Raw genomic sequence first — 17772 nt, 5'->3', positions numbered from 1 at the left:
CGAAGGCGCGCTCAGCGCGCCGGCTGTGGCGCGGCGGCAGGCGCTGCGCGCACCGTCCGGTCGAAGTAGCTGGCCTCTTCCCGCGTATAGCGCGGGCGCAGGTGGTCGGCGTCCTTGTACGCGGGCGCGCCGTCGGGCAGCGTGCGCAGGCACTGGTCGTCCTTGCACAGCACCGCCATCGCATCGATGGGTTCGGCGCCGGCGGCCAGCGCAATCGCGCGCAACCGGTCGTTGAGCTGCTTCTGGTCGGCCGGCAACGGCGCGGTCGGCGTCGAGCGCATGGCCTCCATGTGCGTGAGGCGGCTGCCCTCGATCAGGCGCTTGGGCTCGAACTCGGGACCGCCCGGGTTGTCGAGCAGCAGGTAGACCTTCTTGTGCCGTGCCAGCTCGCGCAGCGTGAACTCCATCGAAGCCAGCGCGCGCTCGATGCCGTCGCCGCCCTGGAACGGATGGACCTTGTTGTCGGCGTCGCGGAAGTAGTAAGCCAAGGCACCCTGCCCCACGAAGTAGCAGTTCCAGCAGCCGCCGATCACCACCGAATCGACCTCCGGGCCCAGCGCGTAGGCCAGCATGGCGTCGCGCCGCTCGGCGCAGCCGATGTTCTTGTCCGCATGCACACCCGGTACGGCCGGGCATGCGCCCTGGGTCGCGAACCAGGCCGACGTGTCCGCGGGCATGGCCAGCGTGCGCGCCAGTTCCATCACGCGGGGCGCGTACTGCTGGATGTGGCTGTCACCCAGGAACAGCACCCGCTTCGGACCGCCGCCGACCTTGTAGATCAGCTGCTCGCCGAGCTGGTCGAGCTTGAAGCCGTCGTAATAGTCGGCGTCCAGCGTGGCGTTGGCCACGACCTGCAGCCGGGCGCTGTTGTTGCGCGGCTCGGGCAGGCCGAAGAAGACAGCGGCGCCTGCCACGGCCGCCAGCACCATGCCGCCGCCCAACAGCTTGAGCGTGCCGGTGCCGGGACGGTTTCGCGCGAAGCGCTCCACGAAGCGGTAGGTGGCCCAGGCCAGCAGCACGCTCGCCACCATCGCGCCCGCGCGGTAGACCGGCGACGGATGCAGCGGGTCGGCCTCCACGATGCGCACGAACGCCAGCAACGGCCAGTGCCACAGGTACAGCGGATAGCTGATGAGCCCGATCCACACCATCACCCGGTTGGACAGCAGGTACTTGTTCAGCACGCCCGCGGGGCCGGCGGCAATGCAGCTCACCGCGCCCAGCGTGGGCAGCAGCGCCCACCAGCCGGGGAAGGCCTTGTTGCTGCGGATCATCACCAGCCCCAGCACGATCAGCCCCACGCCCAGCACCGACTGCGCATGGCTGCGCCATGCGTTCGGGGCCGGCGGTTTCAGCCGCATGCAGGCCAGGATGCCGCCCACCATCAGCTCCCAGAAGCGCGAAGCCGGCGAATAGAACGACGCCGCCGGCAGCGGATGCACCGTGGCCACGTTGATCACCAGCGACACCGCCGCCACGGCCAGCACCACGCGCACGATCGGCCAGCGCTTGCGCCAGGCCAGGCCCAGCAGCAGCGGCCAGAAGATGTAGAACTGTTCCTCGATGCCCAGCGACCACAGATGCAGCAGCGGCTTGGTCTCGGCGGCCGTGTCGAAGTAGCCCGACTCGCTCCAGAACACCAGGTTGGCAATGAAGGCCGAGCCGCCCACGGTCTGCTTGCCCAGCTCCGCGAACTCGTCGGACAGCAGCAGGTACCAGCCGGCGGCCAGCGTGGCCAGCAGCACCACGATCAGCGCCGGAAAGATCCGCCGGATGCGCCGTGCGTAGAAGTCGCGGTAGCTGAAATCGCCCGCCGTGAGGCTCTGGAGAATGATGGTCGTGATCAGGAAGCCCGAGATCACGAAGAAGATGTCCACCCCGATGAAACCGCCCATCAACGCCGTCGGAAAGGCGTGATACAGCACCACCGAGCCCACCGCGAGCGCGCGCAGGCCGTCGATGTCCGGACGGTACTTGGGATGCATCAATCAGTCGGTCGGCGCAACCACCGGCGGCGCCACGAACGACAGGCCGCGCTCCTCGCACAGCCACTGCAGCACGGGGAATGCGCCTGGCAACACCGGGCTCACCGCCAACGGCAACTGCTGCCAGGCCATCTGCTGGCCTTCGCGCATCTCGAAGTCGCCGCTCCACGCCGTCACCTTGCACCAGTGCAGGCGCACCAGCGCATGCGGGTAGTCGTGCTCGGTGACCTTCCAGACCTCGGCGCCCTCGATGGTGATGCCGAGCTCTTCCTGCAGTTCGCGCCGCAGCGCCTGCTCGACCGTTTCACCCGCCTCGATCTTCCCGCCGGGAAACTCCCAGAAGCCCGCGTAGGCCTTGCCTTCGGGACGGGTCGAGAGCAGCAGCGCGTCGTCGTCCAGGCGGATCAGCACGCCGACTGCGACTTCGGTGTGCTTGCGCGCGGAGGGGGCGGCCTGGCTCACGCGGTGCTCCGCCCTGCGTAGTCGCGCGCGAACTGGTAGGCCACGCGGCCGCTGCGCGAACCGCGCTCCAGCGCCCACACCAGCGCCTCGGCCCGCGCCGCCTCGATGGCGGCCGGCGTCACGTCGAACGAAGACAGCCACTGGGCCACGATCGCCAGGTACTCTTTCTGGCTGAAGGGATAGAAGCTCACCCAGAGGCCGAAGCGCTCCGACAGCGAGATCTTTTCCTCGATCACCTCGCCGGGATGGACTTCGCCATCGTCGGTGTGGGTGTACGAAAGGTTGTCCTTCATGTACTCGGGCAGCAGGTGGCGCCGGTTGCTGGTCGCGTAGATCAGCACATTGGGCGTCGAAGCGGCAATCGAGCCGTCCAGGATCGACTTCAGCGCCTTGTAGCCCGGCTCGCCCTCGTCGAAGCTCAGGTCGTCGCTGAACACGATGAACTTTTCCGGCCGCTGCGAGACTACCTCGACGATGTCGGGCAGGTCGACCAGCTCGGCCTTGTCCACCTCGATCAGGCGCAGGCCCTGCGGCGCATAGGTCTGCAGGCAGGCGCGAATGAGGGACGACTTGCCCGTGCCGCGCGCGCCCGTCAGCAGCACGTTGTTGGCCGGCTTGCCTTCGACGAACTGCTGCGTGTTGCGCGCGATCTTTTCCTTCTGGACGTCGATTTCCTTGAGCGAATCGAGCGACATCGCGGCCACGTGGCGCACCGGCTCCAGCACGCCATGGCCGGAGTTGCGGCGGCGGTAGCGCCAAGCGATGGAGGCGTTCCAGTCGGCCGGCGCCGACAGCGGCTGGGGCAGGACCGATTCGATGCGGGTAATGAGCTGCTCTGCGCGCTCGATCAGCCTCTGAAATTGCTCATTCATCGACGCCCGCCCGACCGCCCGCAGGGCGTTGAACGTCCCCTCGGGGGGCAGCGACGACACGAAGTGCGCAGCGTGGGGGTCATCATGATCTGTAGTCGGCGTTGATGGTCACGTACTCGTGGCTCAGGTCGCAGGTCCACACGGTTTCGCTGGCGTTGCCGCGGCCCAGGCCGATGCGCACCGTGATCTCGCTCTGCTTCATCACGCGCTGGCCGTCTTCCTCGCGGTACGACGGGTTGCGCCCGCCCTTCACGGCCACGTGCACATCGTCCAGGAACAGGTCGATGCCGGTCTGGTCGAGGTCGGCGATGCCCGCATAGCCGACCGCCGCCAGGATGCGGCCCAGGTTCGGGTCGCTGGCGAAGAAGGCGGTCTTCACCAGCGGCGAATGCGCCACGGCGTACGCCACTTGCCTGCATTCGGCCGCGTCGCGCCCGCCTTCGACCTGGATGGTGATGAACTTGGTCGCGCCTTCGCCGTCGCGCACGATGGCCTGCGCCAGTTGGCGGGCCACGTTCTGCATGGCCGCCACGAGCGCTTTGCCGTCGGCCGAGTCGAGCGAGGTGATGGGGGCGTGCGCCGCCTTCTGCGTGGCGATGACCACGAACGAGTCGTTGGTCGAGGTGTCGCCGTCGATGGTCACGCGGTTGAACGAGGCGTCGGCCAGCAGCGTGGCCAGCGGCTGGATCAGCGACGGGTCGATCTTCGCGTCGGTGGCCATGAAGCCCAGCATGGTCGCCATGTTCGGGCGGATCATGCCGGCGCCCTTGCTGATGCCGGTGATGGTGACGGTCGCACCGCCGACCTGCACCTGCTGGCTGAACGCCTTGGGGATCGTGTCGGTGGTCATGATGCCTTCGGCCGCGCGCGCCCAGTGGTTCGCATCGGCATCGGCCAGCGCGGCCGGCAGGCCGGCTTCGATGCGCTCGACCGGCAGCGGCTCCATGATCACGCCGGTCGAGAACGGCAGGATCTGCTCGGGCGCGATGTCCAGCTGGCGCGCCAGCGCGATGCAGGTGGAGCGCGTGCGCATCAGGCCGTCTTCGCCCGTGCCGGCGTTGGCGTTGCCGGTGTTGATCACCATCGCGCGAATGCCGTAGCTGGCGGCCAGGTGGGCGCGGCAGACCTGCACCGGCGCGGCGCAGAAACGGTTCTGGGTGAACACCCCGCCGACCGCCGAGCCTTCGTCGATCAGCACGACCGTCAGGTCCTTGCGGTTGGCCTTGCGCACGCCCGCTTCGGCCACGCCGATGCGGACGCCGGGCACCGCGAACAAGGCGGCGGGATCAGGGGCGGACAGGTTCACAGGCATGAAGGGTTCTCTTCGGAAGTTACGGGGTCAGGAGAGCTTGCCGTGGCACTGCTTGAATTTCTTGCCACTGCCGCAGGGGCACGGGTCGTTGCGACCGACGCGGCCGAAGGCCGCAGCCTCGGCGCTGATCACGCCCGCACCGGCGGCCGCGAGGCGGCGCTGGCTTTCCTCGTCGACGCGCACCTCGACCTCGCCGGTCTCGGTGGGCGCGGTGTAGGTGATGTTGGCGACGTTCTCGGCGCGGCTTTCGAGCGCTTCGGCGGCTTCCTCGAGCTGTTCGCCCGACTGCACGCGCACCGTCATCAGCTGGCGCGTGACTTCGTTCTTGACCGAGTCGAGCAACTGGCCGAAGAGCTCGAAGGCTTCGCGCTTGTATTCCTGCTTGGGCTGCTTCTGCGCATAGCCGCGCAGGTGGATGCCCTGGCGCAGGTAGTCGAGCGAGGCCAGGTGTTCGCGCCAGTGGGTGTCGATGCTCTGCAGCAGCACCATGCGTTCGAACTGGGTGAAGTTTTCCTGGCCGATCAGCGCCAGCTTGGCGTCGAAGGTCTCGTTGGCGTACGCCAGCACCTTCTCGACGATGTCTTCGTCGGCGATGGCGTCCGCGGCTTCCACTTCCTTCTTGAGCGGCATGTCCAGGCCCCACTCGTTGGCGAGGCTCTTCTCCAGGCCGGCCAGGTCCCACTGCTCTTCCACCGATTCGCGCGGCACGTACTGGCGCACGAGGTCGGTGAAGCAGCCTTCGCGCAGCGCCGCGATCTGCGCCGTGAGGTCCCCCGCGTCGAGGATGTCGTTGCGCTGCTGGTAGATCACCTTGCGCTGGTCGTTCGACACGTCGTCGTACTCGAGCAGCTGCTTGCGGATGTCGAAGTTGCGCGCCTCGACCTTGCGCTGCGCGCTCTCGATGCTGCGCGTGACGATGCCCGCTTCGATGGCTTCGCCGTCGGGCATCTTCAGGCGGTCCATGATCGCCTTCACGCGGTCGCCCGCGAAGATGCGCATCAGCGGATCGTCCAGGCTCAGGTAGAAGCGCGACGAGCCCGGGTCGCCCTGGCGGCCCGAACGACCGCGCAGCTGGTTGTCGATGCGGCGCGACTCGTGGCGTTCGGTCGCGATGATGCGCAAGCCGCCCAGCGACTTCACGAACTCGTGGTCCTTGACCCACTCGGCGCGGATGTGCGCAATGTCGGCTTCCTTGGCGGCCTCGTCGCGGCCTTCGTCGTTCTCGACCGCCTCGATCATCTTCTCGATGTTGCCGCCCAGCACGATGTCGGTGCCGCGCCCGGCCATGTTGGTCGCGATGGTGACCATCTTCGTGCGGCCGGCCTGCGCCACGATGTCGGCTTCGCGGGCGTGCTGCTTGGCGTTGAGCACCTGGTGCGGCAGGCCCGCCTTGGTGAGCAGCGCGTCGATGATTTCGGAGTTCTCGATGGACGAGGTGCCCACCAGCACCGGCTGGCCGCGCTCGTAGCACTCGCGAATGTCCTGGATGGCGGCCTCGTACTTCTCGCGCGTCGTCTTGTAGACGCGGTCGAGCTGGTCATCGCGCTTGCTGATGCGGTTCGGCGGAATGATCATGGTCTCCAGACCATAGATTTCCTGGAACTCGTAGGCCTCGGTGTCGGCAGTGCCGGTCATGCCGGCCAGCTTGCCGTACAGGCGGAAGTAGTTCTGGAAGGTGATCGAGGCCATCGTCTGGTTCTCGGCCTGGATCTCCACGCCTTCCTTGGCTTCCACGGCCTGGTGCAGGCCGTCGCTCCACCGGCGGCCCGTCATCAGGCGGCCGGTGAACTCGTCGACGATGGTGACTTCGCCGTCTTGCACCACGTAGTGCTGGTCGCGGTGGTACAGGTGGCGCGCACGCAATGCCGCATTCAGGTGATGCATCAGCGTGATGTTGGCCGGGTCGTAGAGCGAGGCGCCCTCGGGCAGCAGCTTGAATTCGCCCAGGATGCGTTCGGCGTTCTCGTGGCCGTCTTCGGTCAGGAACACCTGGTGCGTCTTCTCGTCGACCGTGAAGTCGCCGGGCACCGTGACGCCTTCGCCGGTGCGCGGGTCGGCTTCGCCTTCCTGCTTGGTCAGCAGGGGCACCACCTTGTTGATGGCCAGGTACAGGTCGGTGTGGTCTTCGGCCTGGCCGCTGATGATCAGCGGGGTGCGGGCTTCGTCGATCAGGATCGAGTCCACCTCGTCGACGATGGCGTAGTTCAGCACGCGCTGGACCCGGTCGCCGGGCTCGTAGACCATGTTGTCGCGCAGGTAGTCGAAGCCGTACTCGTTGTTGGTGCCGTACGTGATGTCGCTGGCGTAGGCGGCCTGCTTTTCCTCGCGCGGCATCTGCGGCAGGTTGATGCCCACCGAAAGACCCAGGAAGTTGTACAGGCGGCCCATCCAGGTCGCGTCGCGGTTGGCCAGGTAGTCGTTCACCGTGACCACGTGCACGCCCTGGCCGGACAGCGCATTCAGGTACACCGGCAGCGTGGCGGTCAGCGTCTTGCCTTCGCCGGTGCGCATTTCGGAGATCTTGCCGTTGTGCAGCGCCATGCCGCCGAGCAACTGCACGTCGAAGTGCCGCATCTTCATGATGCGCTTGGAGCCCTCGCGCACGACGGCGAAGGCTTCGGGCAGCAGGGCGTCGAGGCTTTCGCCCTTGGCGACGCGGTCCTTGAACTCCTGCGTCTTGGCACGCAGCCCGTCGTCTGTGAGCTTCTCGAACTCGGGTTCGAGCGCATTGATGCGTTCCACCGTCTTGCGATACTGCTTGAGGAGCCGATCGTTGCGACTGCCGAAAATCTGGGTCAGGAAGTTGGTTGCCATGGGTGGAGATGGACGGGCACCTGAGACGACAGGCACTTCGACCGGATTCCCTAAGATATGGTGAAAGCAGTTGGGCGCGCTTTCCGTGAAAGCAAGCGGCCCTTTTTCCGGCGCGAACGTCGGCAAACCGGGCATTTTAGCTGTCTTGTTTCTAACCCCTGGATTACCCATGTATCGCCGCACGCCCCCTCCCATCTCGCTGCAGCAGGCAGCGGAAGGTTCGCCCACCCTGGGCAGCCTGATGGCGCGCGCCCGCGACACCGCCGAGCGGCTGAAAGCCGTGGAAGGGCTGATCCCGCCTGCCATGCGCGCGGCCATCCAGCCCGGTCCGGCAGAAGGCGACGTCTGGTGCCTGCTGGTCAAGGGCAGCGCCGCGGCCGCCAAGCTGCGCCAGCTGTCGCCGATGCTGGTGACCCGGCTGAAGAACCGGGGCTGGGACGTGGCGACCATCCGGATCAAGGTGCACACCGGGCGCTGAACACCAGGCGCCGATGCGATCGCGGCGTCTTATTTTTGATTTTTTGTCTGGAAGTAGATAATATTTCCAAATGACACTCTCCCACGCCCCCGCGGACGCCCGGCTCCTGCTGCTCGACAAGCACCAGGTCGACGCCCTCCTCTCCCCCGACGACGTGCTCCAGGCCGTGCGCGAAGCCTTCGTGCTGCACAGCGAGCGCGAAGGCCGCGTCTTCCCGGTGGTGCGCGAGCCGCTCGCCACGGGCGGCGTGTTCGGCATCAAGTCCGGCGACGTGCAGGCCCAGGGCCTGCTCGGCTTCAAGGCGGCCGGCTTCTGGCCCGCCAACCGCGGACGCGGCGGCGAGCCGCACCAGGCAACGATCCTGCTGATCGACCCCGCCACCGGCCGGCCGCTGTGCGTCATCGACGGCAACACGGTGACCACGGTTCGCACCGGCGCGGCCGGCGGTCTGGGCCTGCAACAGCTCGCACGGCCCGACAGCACGCGGCTGTGCCTGTTCGGCACCGGCGTGCAGGCGCGCATCCAGCTCGACTTCGCGCTGCGCCTGATGCCCTCGCTGCACGAGGTTCTTTATGTGGGCGTGGACGGCCGGCGCAACACCGCGTTCGAGGCGCAATTTGCCGACCGCTGCAGCATCGCCCCCGCGAGCGAGCGCAACAGCGCCGTCGCGCACAGCGACATCGTGATCACCGCCACGCCGGGGGGCGGCGCGCTGTTCGACCTGGACGCCGTGCAACCCGGCACGCACCTGAACTGCGTGGGCGCCGACACGAAGGGCAAGCGCGAACTGCCCGAGGGCCTGCTGTCGTTGTCGAGCGTGCGCCTGGTGGTCGACGACCGCACGCAGGCACTGCAGATCGGCGAAACCCAATGGGCGCCCGGCACGCAGAGCACCGAACTCGGCGACCTGCTGAGCGGCAAGACGCCCTTCGTGCGCGCCCCGGGCGACATCACCGTCTTCGACATGACCGGCCTCGCGCTGCAGGACCTCACGGTCGCGCGCCGGCTCCACGTTCGCGCGACGGAAACCGGCACCGGCACGCGCATCGCGTGGCCCTGGTAGCGGTTGTCAGGCGGCGCCGGCGGCCGTGCCGCCGAACAGCTCCGTCATGAACTGCGTCGACTTCAATCCCGTGCCGGTCAGCAGCGCGACCGTGGTCTCGCCGGCCCGGATGTCGCCGCGCTGCGCCAGCACGTCGATGGCCGCCGCGGCGGAGGCCGACGTCGGCTCCGCATAGAGACCGCTCGCCGCCAGCTGGCGCACCGCCGCTGCAATCTGCGCCTCGGTCAGCGCCACCGTCTTGCCGTTCGTTTCGCGCAGCGCCTGCAGCATTTCGCGCAGACGCACGGGCCGCTTGATCGCCGTGCCTTCGGCGATCGTGGGCTGCACGAGGCGCTCCACCGGCGTGTCGACGCCGGCCGTGAAGCTCGCATCGACAGGCGAGCAGTTCAACGGCTGCGCCACGAAGATGCGCGGCAGCTTGCTGATCTGCCCCGCCGCCAGCAGCTCCTTGAAGCCGATCCAGCAGCCGAGCACATTGCTGCCCGCGCCGGTCGGGATCACCACGTTGTCGGGCGCGACGAAGCCCAGGTCTTCCCACAGCTCGTAGGCCAGCGTCTTCGTGCCCTGCAGAAAGAACGGGTGCCAGTTGTGGCTCGCATAGAAGATCGACGCCGACTGGCGCACCGCCTCGTATTCCGACTCCTCGCGAGGCCCCGGCACCAGCTGCACCTGCGCGCCGAAGGCCCTGATCTGCGCCACCTTCGGCGCGGGTGTGTAGCTCGGCGCGAGCACCTTCACCCGCATGCCCGCCGCCGCGCCGGCTGCGGCGATGGCCGCGCCGCCGTTGCCCGAGCTGTCTTCCAGCACCGCGTCGACACCGATCTGGCGCAGGAACGACATCATCACGGCCGCGCCGCGGTCCTTGAAGCTGCAGGTCGGGTTGAACCACTCGAGCTTGAAGTACGGCTCGAGCGCGCCCCAGCGCTTCTGCACCAGCGGCGTGCAGCCCTCGCCCATGCTCGCAGGCCGCTCGATGACCACGGGCAGCGCCGCGCGGTAGCGCCACAGCGAGCGGGTGCGCGAGTCGATGTCGTCGCGCCCGATGCCGGGAAGCGGCGTGACCAGCATGGGGTTGCCGTCGTCCGAGCGCCAGCGGCGTTCGGACAGTTCATGGTGCCTGCCGGTGCGGGGATCGACATAGCGGGCGCGTTCTTTCTGGGTCATTCGCGGCTCCTGGAGAAATCCGGACGATTGGGAAGATCTGGATAATACATCCAACACTAGACTTTTCGTATATTCTGGATGCTTCGTCCAGAGCTGGATACATTGGGCGACATGAAAAAGCCGTCGAACAAGCACGTCCTGGAAACGCTGCGCCACCTGGCCCAGGGCCTGGGCGAAACCTTTGCACCCTTCTGCGAGGTGGTGGTGCACGACCTCAGCAACCCGAAGAACGCGATCTACGCCATCGAGAACAGCTTGAGCGGGCGCGAGGTCGGGCAGTCGGTCACCGAGTTGGGCCTGGCGCGCATCCGCGACCCGGAATTTCCGGCGGTGATTGCGAACTACGCCAACACCTTTCCCGACGGGCGCAAGGTCAAGAGCACCTCCATTGGCATCAAGGACGAGAGCGGCGAGTACGTGGCCGCGCTGTGCCTGAACGTCGACCTCACGCTGTTCCAGAGCTTCCAGGGCGCGATCGCGCAGTTCACGCGCATCGACGACAAGGACGTGCACGAGCACCTGGACACGGGCGGCGCCCATTCGGAGCGCATCCACGCGCGCATCGACGAGTTCGCGGCCGCGCGCGCCACCACCTCGCGCTCGCTGAAGCCGGTCGACCGCAAGCAACTGGTGCAGGAGCTGAAGAAGGCGGGCCTGCTCGAAGTGCGCCGGGGCGCGGAGATTGCCGCGGCGCACATGGGCGTGTCGCGCGCCACCGTGTACAGCGACGCGAAGTAGCCGAGTCAGGCGGCGCGGTCGGGCCAGCTCGGGTCGCTGGCCGCATTGGCGGTCAGCATCAGCACCACGTGCGCATCGGGCGCGACGTCGTTGCTCTCGCGCAGCTGCCGCAGCGCGGCCAGGCCGCCGGCCGCGCACAGCTCGGCACTGACGCCGGCCGCCGTGAGCAGCCTGCGCGCCTCGCGGGCCTGGTCGTCGTTCACGACCACGGCACCGCCGCCCGTCGCGGTGGCCGCCTGCCACTGCAGGTAGGTGACGGTGGCGCCCGCGGTGGAAAGCTGCGCGGTGTGCCCCGGGTAGCTGCCATTGACGGACCCGCCTGCCAGCACGCGCGACAGGCGCGGGAACGGCTCCACCAGCCAGAGCCTGGGCAGGTGCGCAATACGGCCCGCGGCCAGCAGGTCGCGAAAGCCCGCGTAGATGCCCCAGGCCAGGTCGCCGCGCCCGGTGGGAATCACGATGTGGTCAGGCAAGCCGCCGTCCGTCAGGCATTCCTGCGCGATGGGCTTGTAGCCTTCGATGGCCAGCGGCGCGCTGCCCAGCGCCGGCAGGCGGTAGTTGGTCAGCGCGAAGTAGCCGGGGTGCTGCGCACGTTCGCGCACGAAGGCCCAGCGGGCCGCGTTGTGGGCAAACTCGTAGCGCCGCGCGCCCAGTGCATCAAGCTGGCGCGCATAGGTAGCCGGCATGCCTTCGTAGGTGGCCACCTCGCAGCCCAGGCCCGCGGCCCAGGCATAGTGCGCCGCCGACACCGCCGCGTTGCCCGAGGAGGCCAGCACCAGCGTGTGGGCGTCGAAGTCCAGCGCCTGCGCCACGCCCGCGGCGGTCATCCGGTCCTTGTGCGAGCCGGTCGGGTTGCACGACTCGTCCTTCAACGCCAGCCGCGCCACGCCGAACTGCCGCGCCAGTTCGGGCATGTCCTGCAGCGGCGTGCGGCCTTCGCCCAGCGTGACACCAGCGCTATAGGGCAGCGGCACCGCCTCGACGCTGTCGGGCAGGTAGCTGGCGCGCAAGGCCACGTGAAAGCCGGCGTTCCGGCAGGCTGGGCAGCCGTCGTGCGTCAGCGTGACCGGGTAGAGCGCATCGCAGCGCAGGCACTGCAGCCCGCGCAGGTTCGGGTTGCGCAGCGGCTTGGGCGTTCGGTCCCTCACCAACCCCAGGGGATTTCCCGAGAGCTGCGCAGGAAAGTCAGAGGGAGGAACGGCGAACTTGAAGTCCAGAACGGGCGATGTCATCACAGGGGGTTCACGGGGAATTTGTGAATTGGAGATCGTGCCCAAATTTTATGCAACAGCGCATGACTCAGGCCGCCCGGACGGCTCGACCGGTCCCGAATTTGTCGCTGCGCCCTGCCGAAGCGCGGCTTTCGCCGGGCACAAGGTCACGTTCGATGTACGCGAGACCCGGCGATCACTTCCACGTGAACTCATGGTTCAGCCCGATGACGAAGCCGCGCGTGCCCTGCATGCCAGGGAGCCGGGTGCGCGACGTGCTCACGTCCACGCTGATCAGCGGGGTGAGGCTGAAGCGCCCGCCGATGCGCGAAGTCCACGCGTTCGACGCGCGATTGCGCTCGGCGATGAGCGAGACGGTGTCGTTCAACGCCCACTCCAGGGCCGCGCCCATGCGCGAGGTGCGCACACCGGTGCCGGTGGCCCAGTCGGCGCCGACATTGGCATGGACCTGCAGGCTGTCGAGCGGCCGCCAGGTCACCGGCACGACGAACTGTCCGCCCGCGCGGCCGCCGCGCTTCAGGTCGAACACCGCGCCCATCGACACCGCCGCGCTCAGCGACGCGTCGGGCGCCTGGCCGTAGAAAGTCCACTTGAGCTGCGGGCCGCCGCTGGCCGAATGAATGCCGTCCACCGAGGTGCGGTCGAAGTTCAGGCCCAGTTCGACCGGGCCGACCCGGCATGCGGGCCCGAAGTGAAACCCCGTGACGGGCTCCACGCCCGTGCGGCCCCACCAGGTTTCGTACTGGCACTGGCCCGCATCGAGCATGCTGGCGTCGTCCACGTCGAAATGCCCCGAGGCTTGCGCGCCGGTACTCATGCCCAGGCCCAGAAGCAGGCAGCAAGCCGCAAGCATCCGGCCGCATGACGGCCGGGTCGTCGTTCTTTGGCTGCTGTTGTTCTTCATCGCGCGCATCCCGGAGGCCCTCGACCCATTCTAGGGACGCGGAAAGTCGGCGCCATGACGCGCCGCAGGGCCCCGGCAGCATCAGATCTCGAACTGCGGCTGCAGCTCGCGGATGCGCTTGATGGCCACGCCGGCCGCGGCCGTGCGTGTTTCCACGCCCAGCTTCACGTACACCCGCTCCAGGTGCTTCTTGGCCGTGGCCGGACTGCTGCCCAGGATCTCGCCGATGTCCTTGTTGGTCTTGCCCTTGACCACCCAGTACAGCACCTCGGCCTCGCGCGCGGTGAGCTTCAGGCTCAGGCTCATCGCCTCGATCACGCCGGTGTCGGACACCTCGCGCATGATGATCATCCACTCGTCGCCGTCGTCGTCGCTGCTGGTCTGCTGGTGCAGCCGCAGCGTGAGGCTGCCCGCACCCTGCGCGATCGACAGCGCCGGCGGCTCGATGCCGCGCTGCCGCGCATCGGGCGTGTGGCGGCGCAGCCACTCGAGCACCGCGGGCGGCGTCTCGGGGGCGCGCGTTTCGCAGTAGCGCTGCAGCAGGTCGCGCGCCAGCGCCGTCTGCCAGATCAGCCGCCCCTCGGGCAGGCGCACGGTGATGCTGGCGTAGCCGAAGGCGTCCAGCGCGTTGCGCGCCTGGCCGGCCTGCCGCGCGTCCTGCCGCGCGCGGCGCGCGCCCTGCAGGTGCACGTTCATGCGCGCCAGCACTTCCTTCGGCTTGATGGGCTTGGTGACGTAGTCCACACCGCCCGCCTCCAGCGCCGCAACGAGGTGCTCGGTTTCGGTCAGGCCCGTCATGAACACGATGGGAATGTGCGCCGTGGCCGCGTCGGCCTTGAGCCGGCGCGCCACCTCGAAGCCGTCGATGCCCGGCATCATCGCGTCGAGCAGCACGATGTCGGGCCGCGCCTGCGCGGCGCGCTGCAGCGCCTGCTCGCCGTTGGTGGCAATGAGCACGGTGTAGCCCGATTCGTCCAGCGCGTCGTGCAGCACCGCAAGGTTGTCGGGCACGTCGTCGACGATCAGCACCAGGTCGCTGTTGGCGCCCTGCTGCTCGCGCAGCGTGCGGGCGAGGGGCGAGGTGTCCATGGGGGGTGGCGTCTGGTTCTGGGTCATGCGGCGCTTTCAACGGCGGCGGCGAGCGCGCGGCTCATGGCTTCGAACTGGAACTGGCGCGCCAGCACGCGCTGGGCCTCGGACCAGCCCGCGCATTCGGGCTGCGCCGCGTCGATGGCGTCGAGCTGGTTCATGATGCCGCGAAAGTAGCCCAGGCTGACTGCTTCTTCCAGCCCGCGCAGGCGCTCCAGCGAGGGCGCCTGCAGCGCGCGCGGCGCCACCGGCGCGGGCTTGGCGGCCGCGTCGGTCCACTGCAGCCCGAGCCGGCGTTCGAGCCAGTCGAGCAGCTCGGTGTGGCGCACCGGCTTGACGAAGAAATCTTCCGGCGCAATGGCCACGTCGTTGTCCAGCCCCTTGTCGAAGGCGTTGGCCGAGACGATGGCCACCGAGGCGTCGGTCAACCCGAGTTTGCGCGCGCGGCGGATGGTTTCCCAGCCGTCGATGCCCGGCATCGCGAGGTCGACGAACATCGCGTCGGGCCGGTAGCCCGCGGCAATCAGGTCCAGCGCGTCGTGCCCGCTGGCCGCGCTGCGCAGCTCGAAGCCCAGCGGCGCGAGCACATGGCCCAGCAGGTCGCGGTCGGCCTCCTCGTTGTCGACCACCAGCAGGCGGCGGCGCGCGCCTTCGTAGCCGCGCCGCGCGCGCTGCTGCACCTGCACCGGGCGGTTCACGCCCGCCACCGTGTCGTGCACGCGCGGCAGGAACAGCCGCACGCAGAAAAGCGAGCCCACGCCCGGCGTGCTGCTCACCTTCATCTCGCCGCCCATCAGGTCGGTCAGCATCTTGGCGATGGTCAGCCCGAGCCCCGCGCCCGGCGCCGACGACGCGCCGGCGGAATTGCCGCGCGCAAAGGGCTCGAAGATGCGCTCGATCTCCTCGGCCGGCATGCCAGGCCCGGTGTCCTCGATCTCGACCGACGCGAACTCGCGCGCATAGGCCAGCCGCAGCGTGACCTGCCCCGCCGCCGTGAACTTGATCGCGTTGCCCAGCAGGTTGATGAGGATCTGGCACACGCGCTTCTCGTCCGCGCGCACCACCTCGGGCAAGAGGCCCGCGGCCTCGAAGCGAAACTGCAGTCCCTTCTCCGCCGCCTGCAGCTCGAACATGTCGGCCAGCTCGCGCAGCGTGTCGGCAAAACGCATCGGCTGTGCATGCAGCGTGAGCTTGCCGGCCTCGATGTGCGCAATGGCCAGCGTGCCTTCGATGAGCGACAGCAGGTGCTCGCCGCCGCGCTTGATGACCGCCACCGCCTGCTGGCGGTGCGGCGGCACCGAGTGGTCTTCGCCCATCAGCTGCGCGTAGCCCAGGATGCTGTTGAGCGGCGTGCGCAGCTCGTGGCTGATGGCGCTGATGTAGCGGCTCTTGGCCTGGTTGGCCTGGTCGGCGGCCTGCTTGGCCTGCTCGGCCGCGAGCTTGGCGTGCTCCGCGATCTCGCGCGCCTCGTCGGCCGCCTGCTTGGCGGCCTGCAGCGCGCGGTCGGTCTCGCGGTGCAGCTCTATTTCGCGCACCAGCAGGTGCGTCTGGCGGTTCGACTCTTCCTGCGCCACCTTGCGGCTCTGGTGCGCCAGCACCAGCCACCACGCCACGATGCCCGCGATGACCAGCAGCGCCATGTAGGCCTTCAGGAAACCCGAGCGCAGCGACAGCTTCTGCACGCCGGCCAGCGCCGCGGCCACGTCGGCCTGCGAGGCCAGTTCGAGCGCGCCCTCGCCGAACGCGCGCAGCTCCTGCTGGTAGAGCACGCCGAACACCACGGCCAGCAGCGGCACGATGACGAGCATCAGCAACAGGAAGTGGCCCAGGCCGGTGTCCAGGTAGCGCCAGCTGCGCCGCGGCAACAACCAGCGCAGCACCGCCGACCACTGCGACGACAGGCTCGCATGCGGCTTGCACAGGTCGCCGCAGCGCGCGTCCAGCGTGCAGCACAGCGAGCAGATCGCACCCTGGTAGGCCGGGCAATGGGCCATGTCGGGCCCCTCGTACTCGCGCTCGCAGATCACGCAGTGCTGCACCTTCAGCCGCTGGTAGCTGCCGGTTTCCACGCGCGCCCAGCGCACCGCGCGCGGGCCCTCGGCGGGCGCGAAGGGGACCGCGCCATGGGCTTCGTCGGAGCCGCGCGCCAGGTAGTACTTGCCGCCCGTGGCCCAGGCGAGCAACGGCGAGGCGACCAGCGCCGTGCCCAGCGCGATCAGCGCCGAGAACGCCTGCGCCAGCGGGCCGAACACACCCAGGTGCGCCGTGATCGACAGCACCGAGGCCAGCGCCATCGCGCCCACGCCCACCGGATTGATGTCCCACAGGTGCGCGCGCTTGAACTCGATGCCCGGCGGCGACAGCCCCAGCGGCTTGTTGATGACCAGGTCGGCCACCACCGCCATCATCCAGGCGATGGCGATGTTGGCGAACAGGCCCAGCACGTCGCCCAGCGCCTCGAACACGTTCATCTCCATCAGCATGAAGGCGATGAGCGCGTTGAACACCACCCACACCACGCGCCCCGGGTGGCTGTGCGCCACGCGCGAGAAGAAGTTGCTCCAGGCCAGCGAGCCGGCGTAGGCGTTGGTCACGTTGATCTTGAGCTGCGAGATCACCACGAACAGCGCCGTGGCCGCCACCGCCCAGCCGTAATTCGGGAACACGTACTCGTAGGCCGCCAGGTACATCTGGTTCGGGTCGACCGCGCGGTCGGCCGGCACCATGTGCGTGAGCGCAAGGTACGCCAGCAGCGCGCCGCCCAGCATCTTGCACACCCCCAGCACCACCCAGCCCGGCCCGCCAGCCAGCACCCCGGCCCACCAGCGGCCCGCTGTCGCCTTGGTGCGCGCGGGCATGAAGCGCAGGTAGTCGGCCTGCTCGCCCATCTGGGTGATCAGCGCAATGCCGACCGTGAGCGCCGCGCCAAACAGGTGCAGATTGAAGCCTTGCGTTCCGGTTCTAACCCCGTTGTAGTGCGTTATGCCCGCAAACGCACCAGGATCGCGCACCAGCACATAGCCGAAGGGCACCACCAGCATCAGCAGCCACAGCGGCTGCGTCCACAGCTGCAGCCGGCTGATGGCCGACACCCCGTGCGTGACCAGCGGAATCACCACCAGCGCGCACACTAGGTAGCCCCAGACGGGCGGGATGCCCAGCGCCAGCTCCAGCGCATAGGCCATCACCGCCGCCTCGAGCGCGAAGAAGATGAAGGTGAAGCTCGCGTAGATCAGCGAGGTGAGCGTGGAGCCGATGTAGCCGAAGCCCGCGCCGCGCGTGAGGAGGTCCATGTCCACGCCGTAGCGCGCCGCGTACACGCTGATCGGCAGGCCCGCCAGGAAGATGATGAGCCCGGTCGCCAGGATCGCCCAGAAGGCGTTGGCAAAGCCGTACTGCACCAGCAGCGTGGCGCCCACCGCCTCCAGGATCAGGAACGACGCCGCCCCGAAGGCGGTGTTGGCGACCCGCCATTCGGACCACTTGCGAAAGCGCTGCGGCGTGTAGCGCAGGGCGTAGTCTTCCAGCGTTTCGCTGGCCACCCAGCTGTTGTAGTCGCGCCGGACCTTGACGATGCGCTGCGGGGCGTCGTCTGGAGGCAGGGGCGGGGCGTCTGGATTCACACCGTTTCGGTGCATCTTTCGTGCCATCCGTACGGC

General features: G+C 68.5%; 13 protein-coding genes. 3 read left to right on the top strand and 10 right to left on the bottom strand.

The features are described 5' to 3' along the window. Nucleotides 1-11 precede the first annotated feature (11 nt). The 5 genes from ACSFBM_RS16110 to secA form a co-directional block, all read right to left on the bottom strand. Entirely contained in the window at nucleotides 12-1985 is a 1974-nt protein-coding gene (locus ACSFBM_RS16110; RefSeq protein WP_435485224.1) for an acyltransferase family protein, read from the bottom strand. Between the two features lie 3 nt (nucleotides 1986-1988). Further along, a complete protein-coding gene (locus tag ACSFBM_RS16105) occupies nucleotides 1989-2447 on the bottom strand; it encodes an NUDIX domain-containing protein (RefSeq protein ID WP_435485223.1) in 459 nt (152 codons plus the stop codon). Further along, nucleotides 2444-3319, bottom strand: a complete 876-nt coding sequence (locus ACSFBM_RS16100) for an ATP-binding protein (RefSeq protein WP_435485222.1) — start codon at nucleotides 3317-3319, stop codon at nucleotides 2444-2446. The genes ACSFBM_RS16105 and ACSFBM_RS16100 overlap by 4 nt, the downstream gene beginning before the upstream one ends. A gap of 82 nt (nucleotides 3320-3401) precedes the next feature. Further along, nucleotides 3402-4631, bottom strand: a complete 1230-nt coding sequence (gene argJ, locus ACSFBM_RS16095; RefSeq protein WP_435485221.1) for a bifunctional glutamate N-acetyltransferase/amino-acid acetyltransferase ArgJ — start codon at nucleotides 4629-4631, stop codon at nucleotides 3402-3404. A gap of 27 nt (nucleotides 4632-4658) precedes the next feature. Further along, nucleotides 4659-7445 (bottom strand): preprotein translocase subunit SecA, encoded by a 2787-nt coding sequence (gene secA, locus ACSFBM_RS16090; RefSeq protein WP_435485220.1) that lies wholly within the window; start codon nucleotides 7443-7445, stop codon nucleotides 4659-4661. A gap of 169 nt (nucleotides 7446-7614) precedes the next feature. Between secA and ACSFBM_RS16085 the strand changes: the two genes are divergently transcribed. Continuing rightward, the gene (locus tag ACSFBM_RS16085) at nucleotides 7615-7923 is read left to right on the top strand and encodes a hypothetical protein (protein WP_435485219.1); all 309 of its coding nucleotides are present in this window, start codon (nucleotides 7615-7617) and stop codon (nucleotides 7921-7923) included. A gap of 70 nt (nucleotides 7924-7993) precedes the next feature. Continuing rightward, the gene (locus ACSFBM_RS16080) at nucleotides 7994-8986 is read left to right on the top strand and encodes an ornithine cyclodeaminase family protein (RefSeq protein WP_435485218.1); all 993 of its coding nucleotides are present in this window, start codon (nucleotides 7994-7996) and stop codon (nucleotides 8984-8986) included. Between the two features lie 6 nt (nucleotides 8987-8992). Here ACSFBM_RS16080 and ACSFBM_RS16075 read toward each other — a convergent pair whose 3' ends face one another. Then, nucleotides 8993-10150: a threonine synthase gene (locus tag ACSFBM_RS16075; protein WP_435485217.1), complete on the bottom strand. Its 1158-nt coding sequence runs from the start codon at nucleotides 10148-10150 to the stop codon at nucleotides 8993-8995. Between the two features lie 111 nt (nucleotides 10151-10261). Between ACSFBM_RS16075 and ACSFBM_RS16070 the strand changes: the two genes are divergently transcribed. Then, complete coding sequence (locus ACSFBM_RS16070; protein ID WP_435485216.1) at nucleotides 10262-10888, top strand: helix-turn-helix transcriptional regulator; 627 nt, start codon at nucleotides 10262-10264, stop codon at nucleotides 10886-10888. A gap of 5 nt (nucleotides 10889-10893) precedes the next feature. Here ACSFBM_RS16070 and ACSFBM_RS16065 read toward each other — a convergent pair whose 3' ends face one another. The 4 genes from ACSFBM_RS16065 to ACSFBM_RS16050 form a co-directional block, all read right to left on the bottom strand. Next, a complete protein-coding gene (locus ACSFBM_RS16065) occupies nucleotides 10894-12120 on the bottom strand; it encodes a threonine synthase (RefSeq protein WP_435485215.1) in 1227 nt (408 codons plus the stop codon). A 175-nt stretch (nucleotides 12121-12295) separates the two neighbouring features. Then, nucleotides 12296-12937, bottom strand: coding sequence for a hypothetical protein (locus ACSFBM_RS16060; RefSeq protein WP_435485214.1), 642 nt, complete (start codon nucleotides 12935-12937; stop codon nucleotides 12296-12298). 168 nt (nucleotides 12938-13105) lie between these two features. Further along, entirely contained in the window at nucleotides 13106-14113 is a 1008-nt protein-coding gene (locus ACSFBM_RS16055; RefSeq protein ID WP_435485213.1) for a response regulator transcription factor, read from the bottom strand. Between the two features lie 23 nt (nucleotides 14114-14136). Beyond that, the gene (locus ACSFBM_RS16050) at nucleotides 14137-17751 is read right to left on the bottom strand and encodes a hybrid sensor histidine kinase/response regulator (RefSeq protein ID WP_435485212.1); all 3615 of its coding nucleotides are present in this window, start codon (nucleotides 17749-17751) and stop codon (nucleotides 14137-14139) included. Between the last annotated feature and the right edge of the window lie 21 nt (nucleotides 17752-17772).

This window comes from Variovorax pasteuri (assembly GCF_051216435.1).
Lineage (GTDB): Bacteria > Pseudomonadota > Gammaproteobacteria > Burkholderiales > Burkholderiaceae_C > Variovorax.
Note: the sequence above shows the minus strand (reverse complement) of the source record. Positions and strands in the feature narration are given on the sequence as shown.

What these genes read in the sequence shown, in the direction of transcription:
- ACSFBM_RS16070 (WP_435485216.1), top strand. Translation starts at nt 10,262, where the DNA reads ATGAAAAAGCCGTCGAACAAGCACGTCCTGGAAACGCTGCGCCACCTG.
- ACSFBM_RS16085 (WP_435485219.1), top strand. Translation starts at nt 7,615, where the DNA reads ATGTATCGCCGCACGCCCCCTCCCATCTCGCTGCAGCAGGCAGCGGAA.
- ACSFBM_RS16075 (WP_435485217.1), bottom strand. Translation starts at nt 10,150, where the DNA reads ATGACCCAGAAAGAACGCGCCCGCTATGTCGATCCCCGCACCGGCAGG.
- ACSFBM_RS16065 (WP_435485215.1), bottom strand. Translation starts at nt 12,120, where the DNA reads ATGACATCGCCCGTTCTGGACTTCAAGTTCGCCGTTCCTCCCTCTGAC.
- ACSFBM_RS16100 (WP_435485222.1), bottom strand. Translation starts at nt 3,319, where the DNA reads ATGAATGAGCAATTTCAGAGGCTGATCGAGCGCGCAGAGCAGCTCATT.
- argJ (WP_435485221.1), bottom strand. Translation starts at nt 4,631, where the DNA reads ATGCCTGTGAACCTGTCCGCCCCTGATCCCGCCGCCTTGTTCGCGGTG.
- ACSFBM_RS16110 (WP_435485224.1), bottom strand. Translation starts at nt 1,985, where the DNA reads ATGCATCCCAAGTACCGTCCGGACATCGACGGCCTGCGCGCGCTCGCG.
- ACSFBM_RS16080 (WP_435485218.1), top strand. Translation starts at nt 7,994, where the DNA reads ATGACACTCTCCCACGCCCCCGCGGACGCCCGGCTCCTGCTGCTCGAC.
- ACSFBM_RS16060 (WP_435485214.1), bottom strand. Translation starts at nt 12,937, where the DNA reads ATGAGTACCGGCGCGCAAGCCTCGGGGCATTTCGACGTGGACGACGCC.
- ACSFBM_RS16055 (WP_435485213.1), bottom strand. Translation starts at nt 14,113, where the DNA reads ATGGACACCTCGCCCCTCGCCCGCACGCTGCGCGAGCAGCAGGGCGCC.
- secA (WP_435485220.1), bottom strand. Translation starts at nt 7,445, where the DNA reads ATGGCAACCAACTTCCTGACCCAGATTTTCGGCAGTCGCAACGATCGG.
- ACSFBM_RS16050 (WP_435485212.1), bottom strand. Translation starts at nt 17,751, where the DNA reads ATGCACCGAAACGGTGTGAATCCAGACGCCCCGCCCCTGCCTCCAGAC.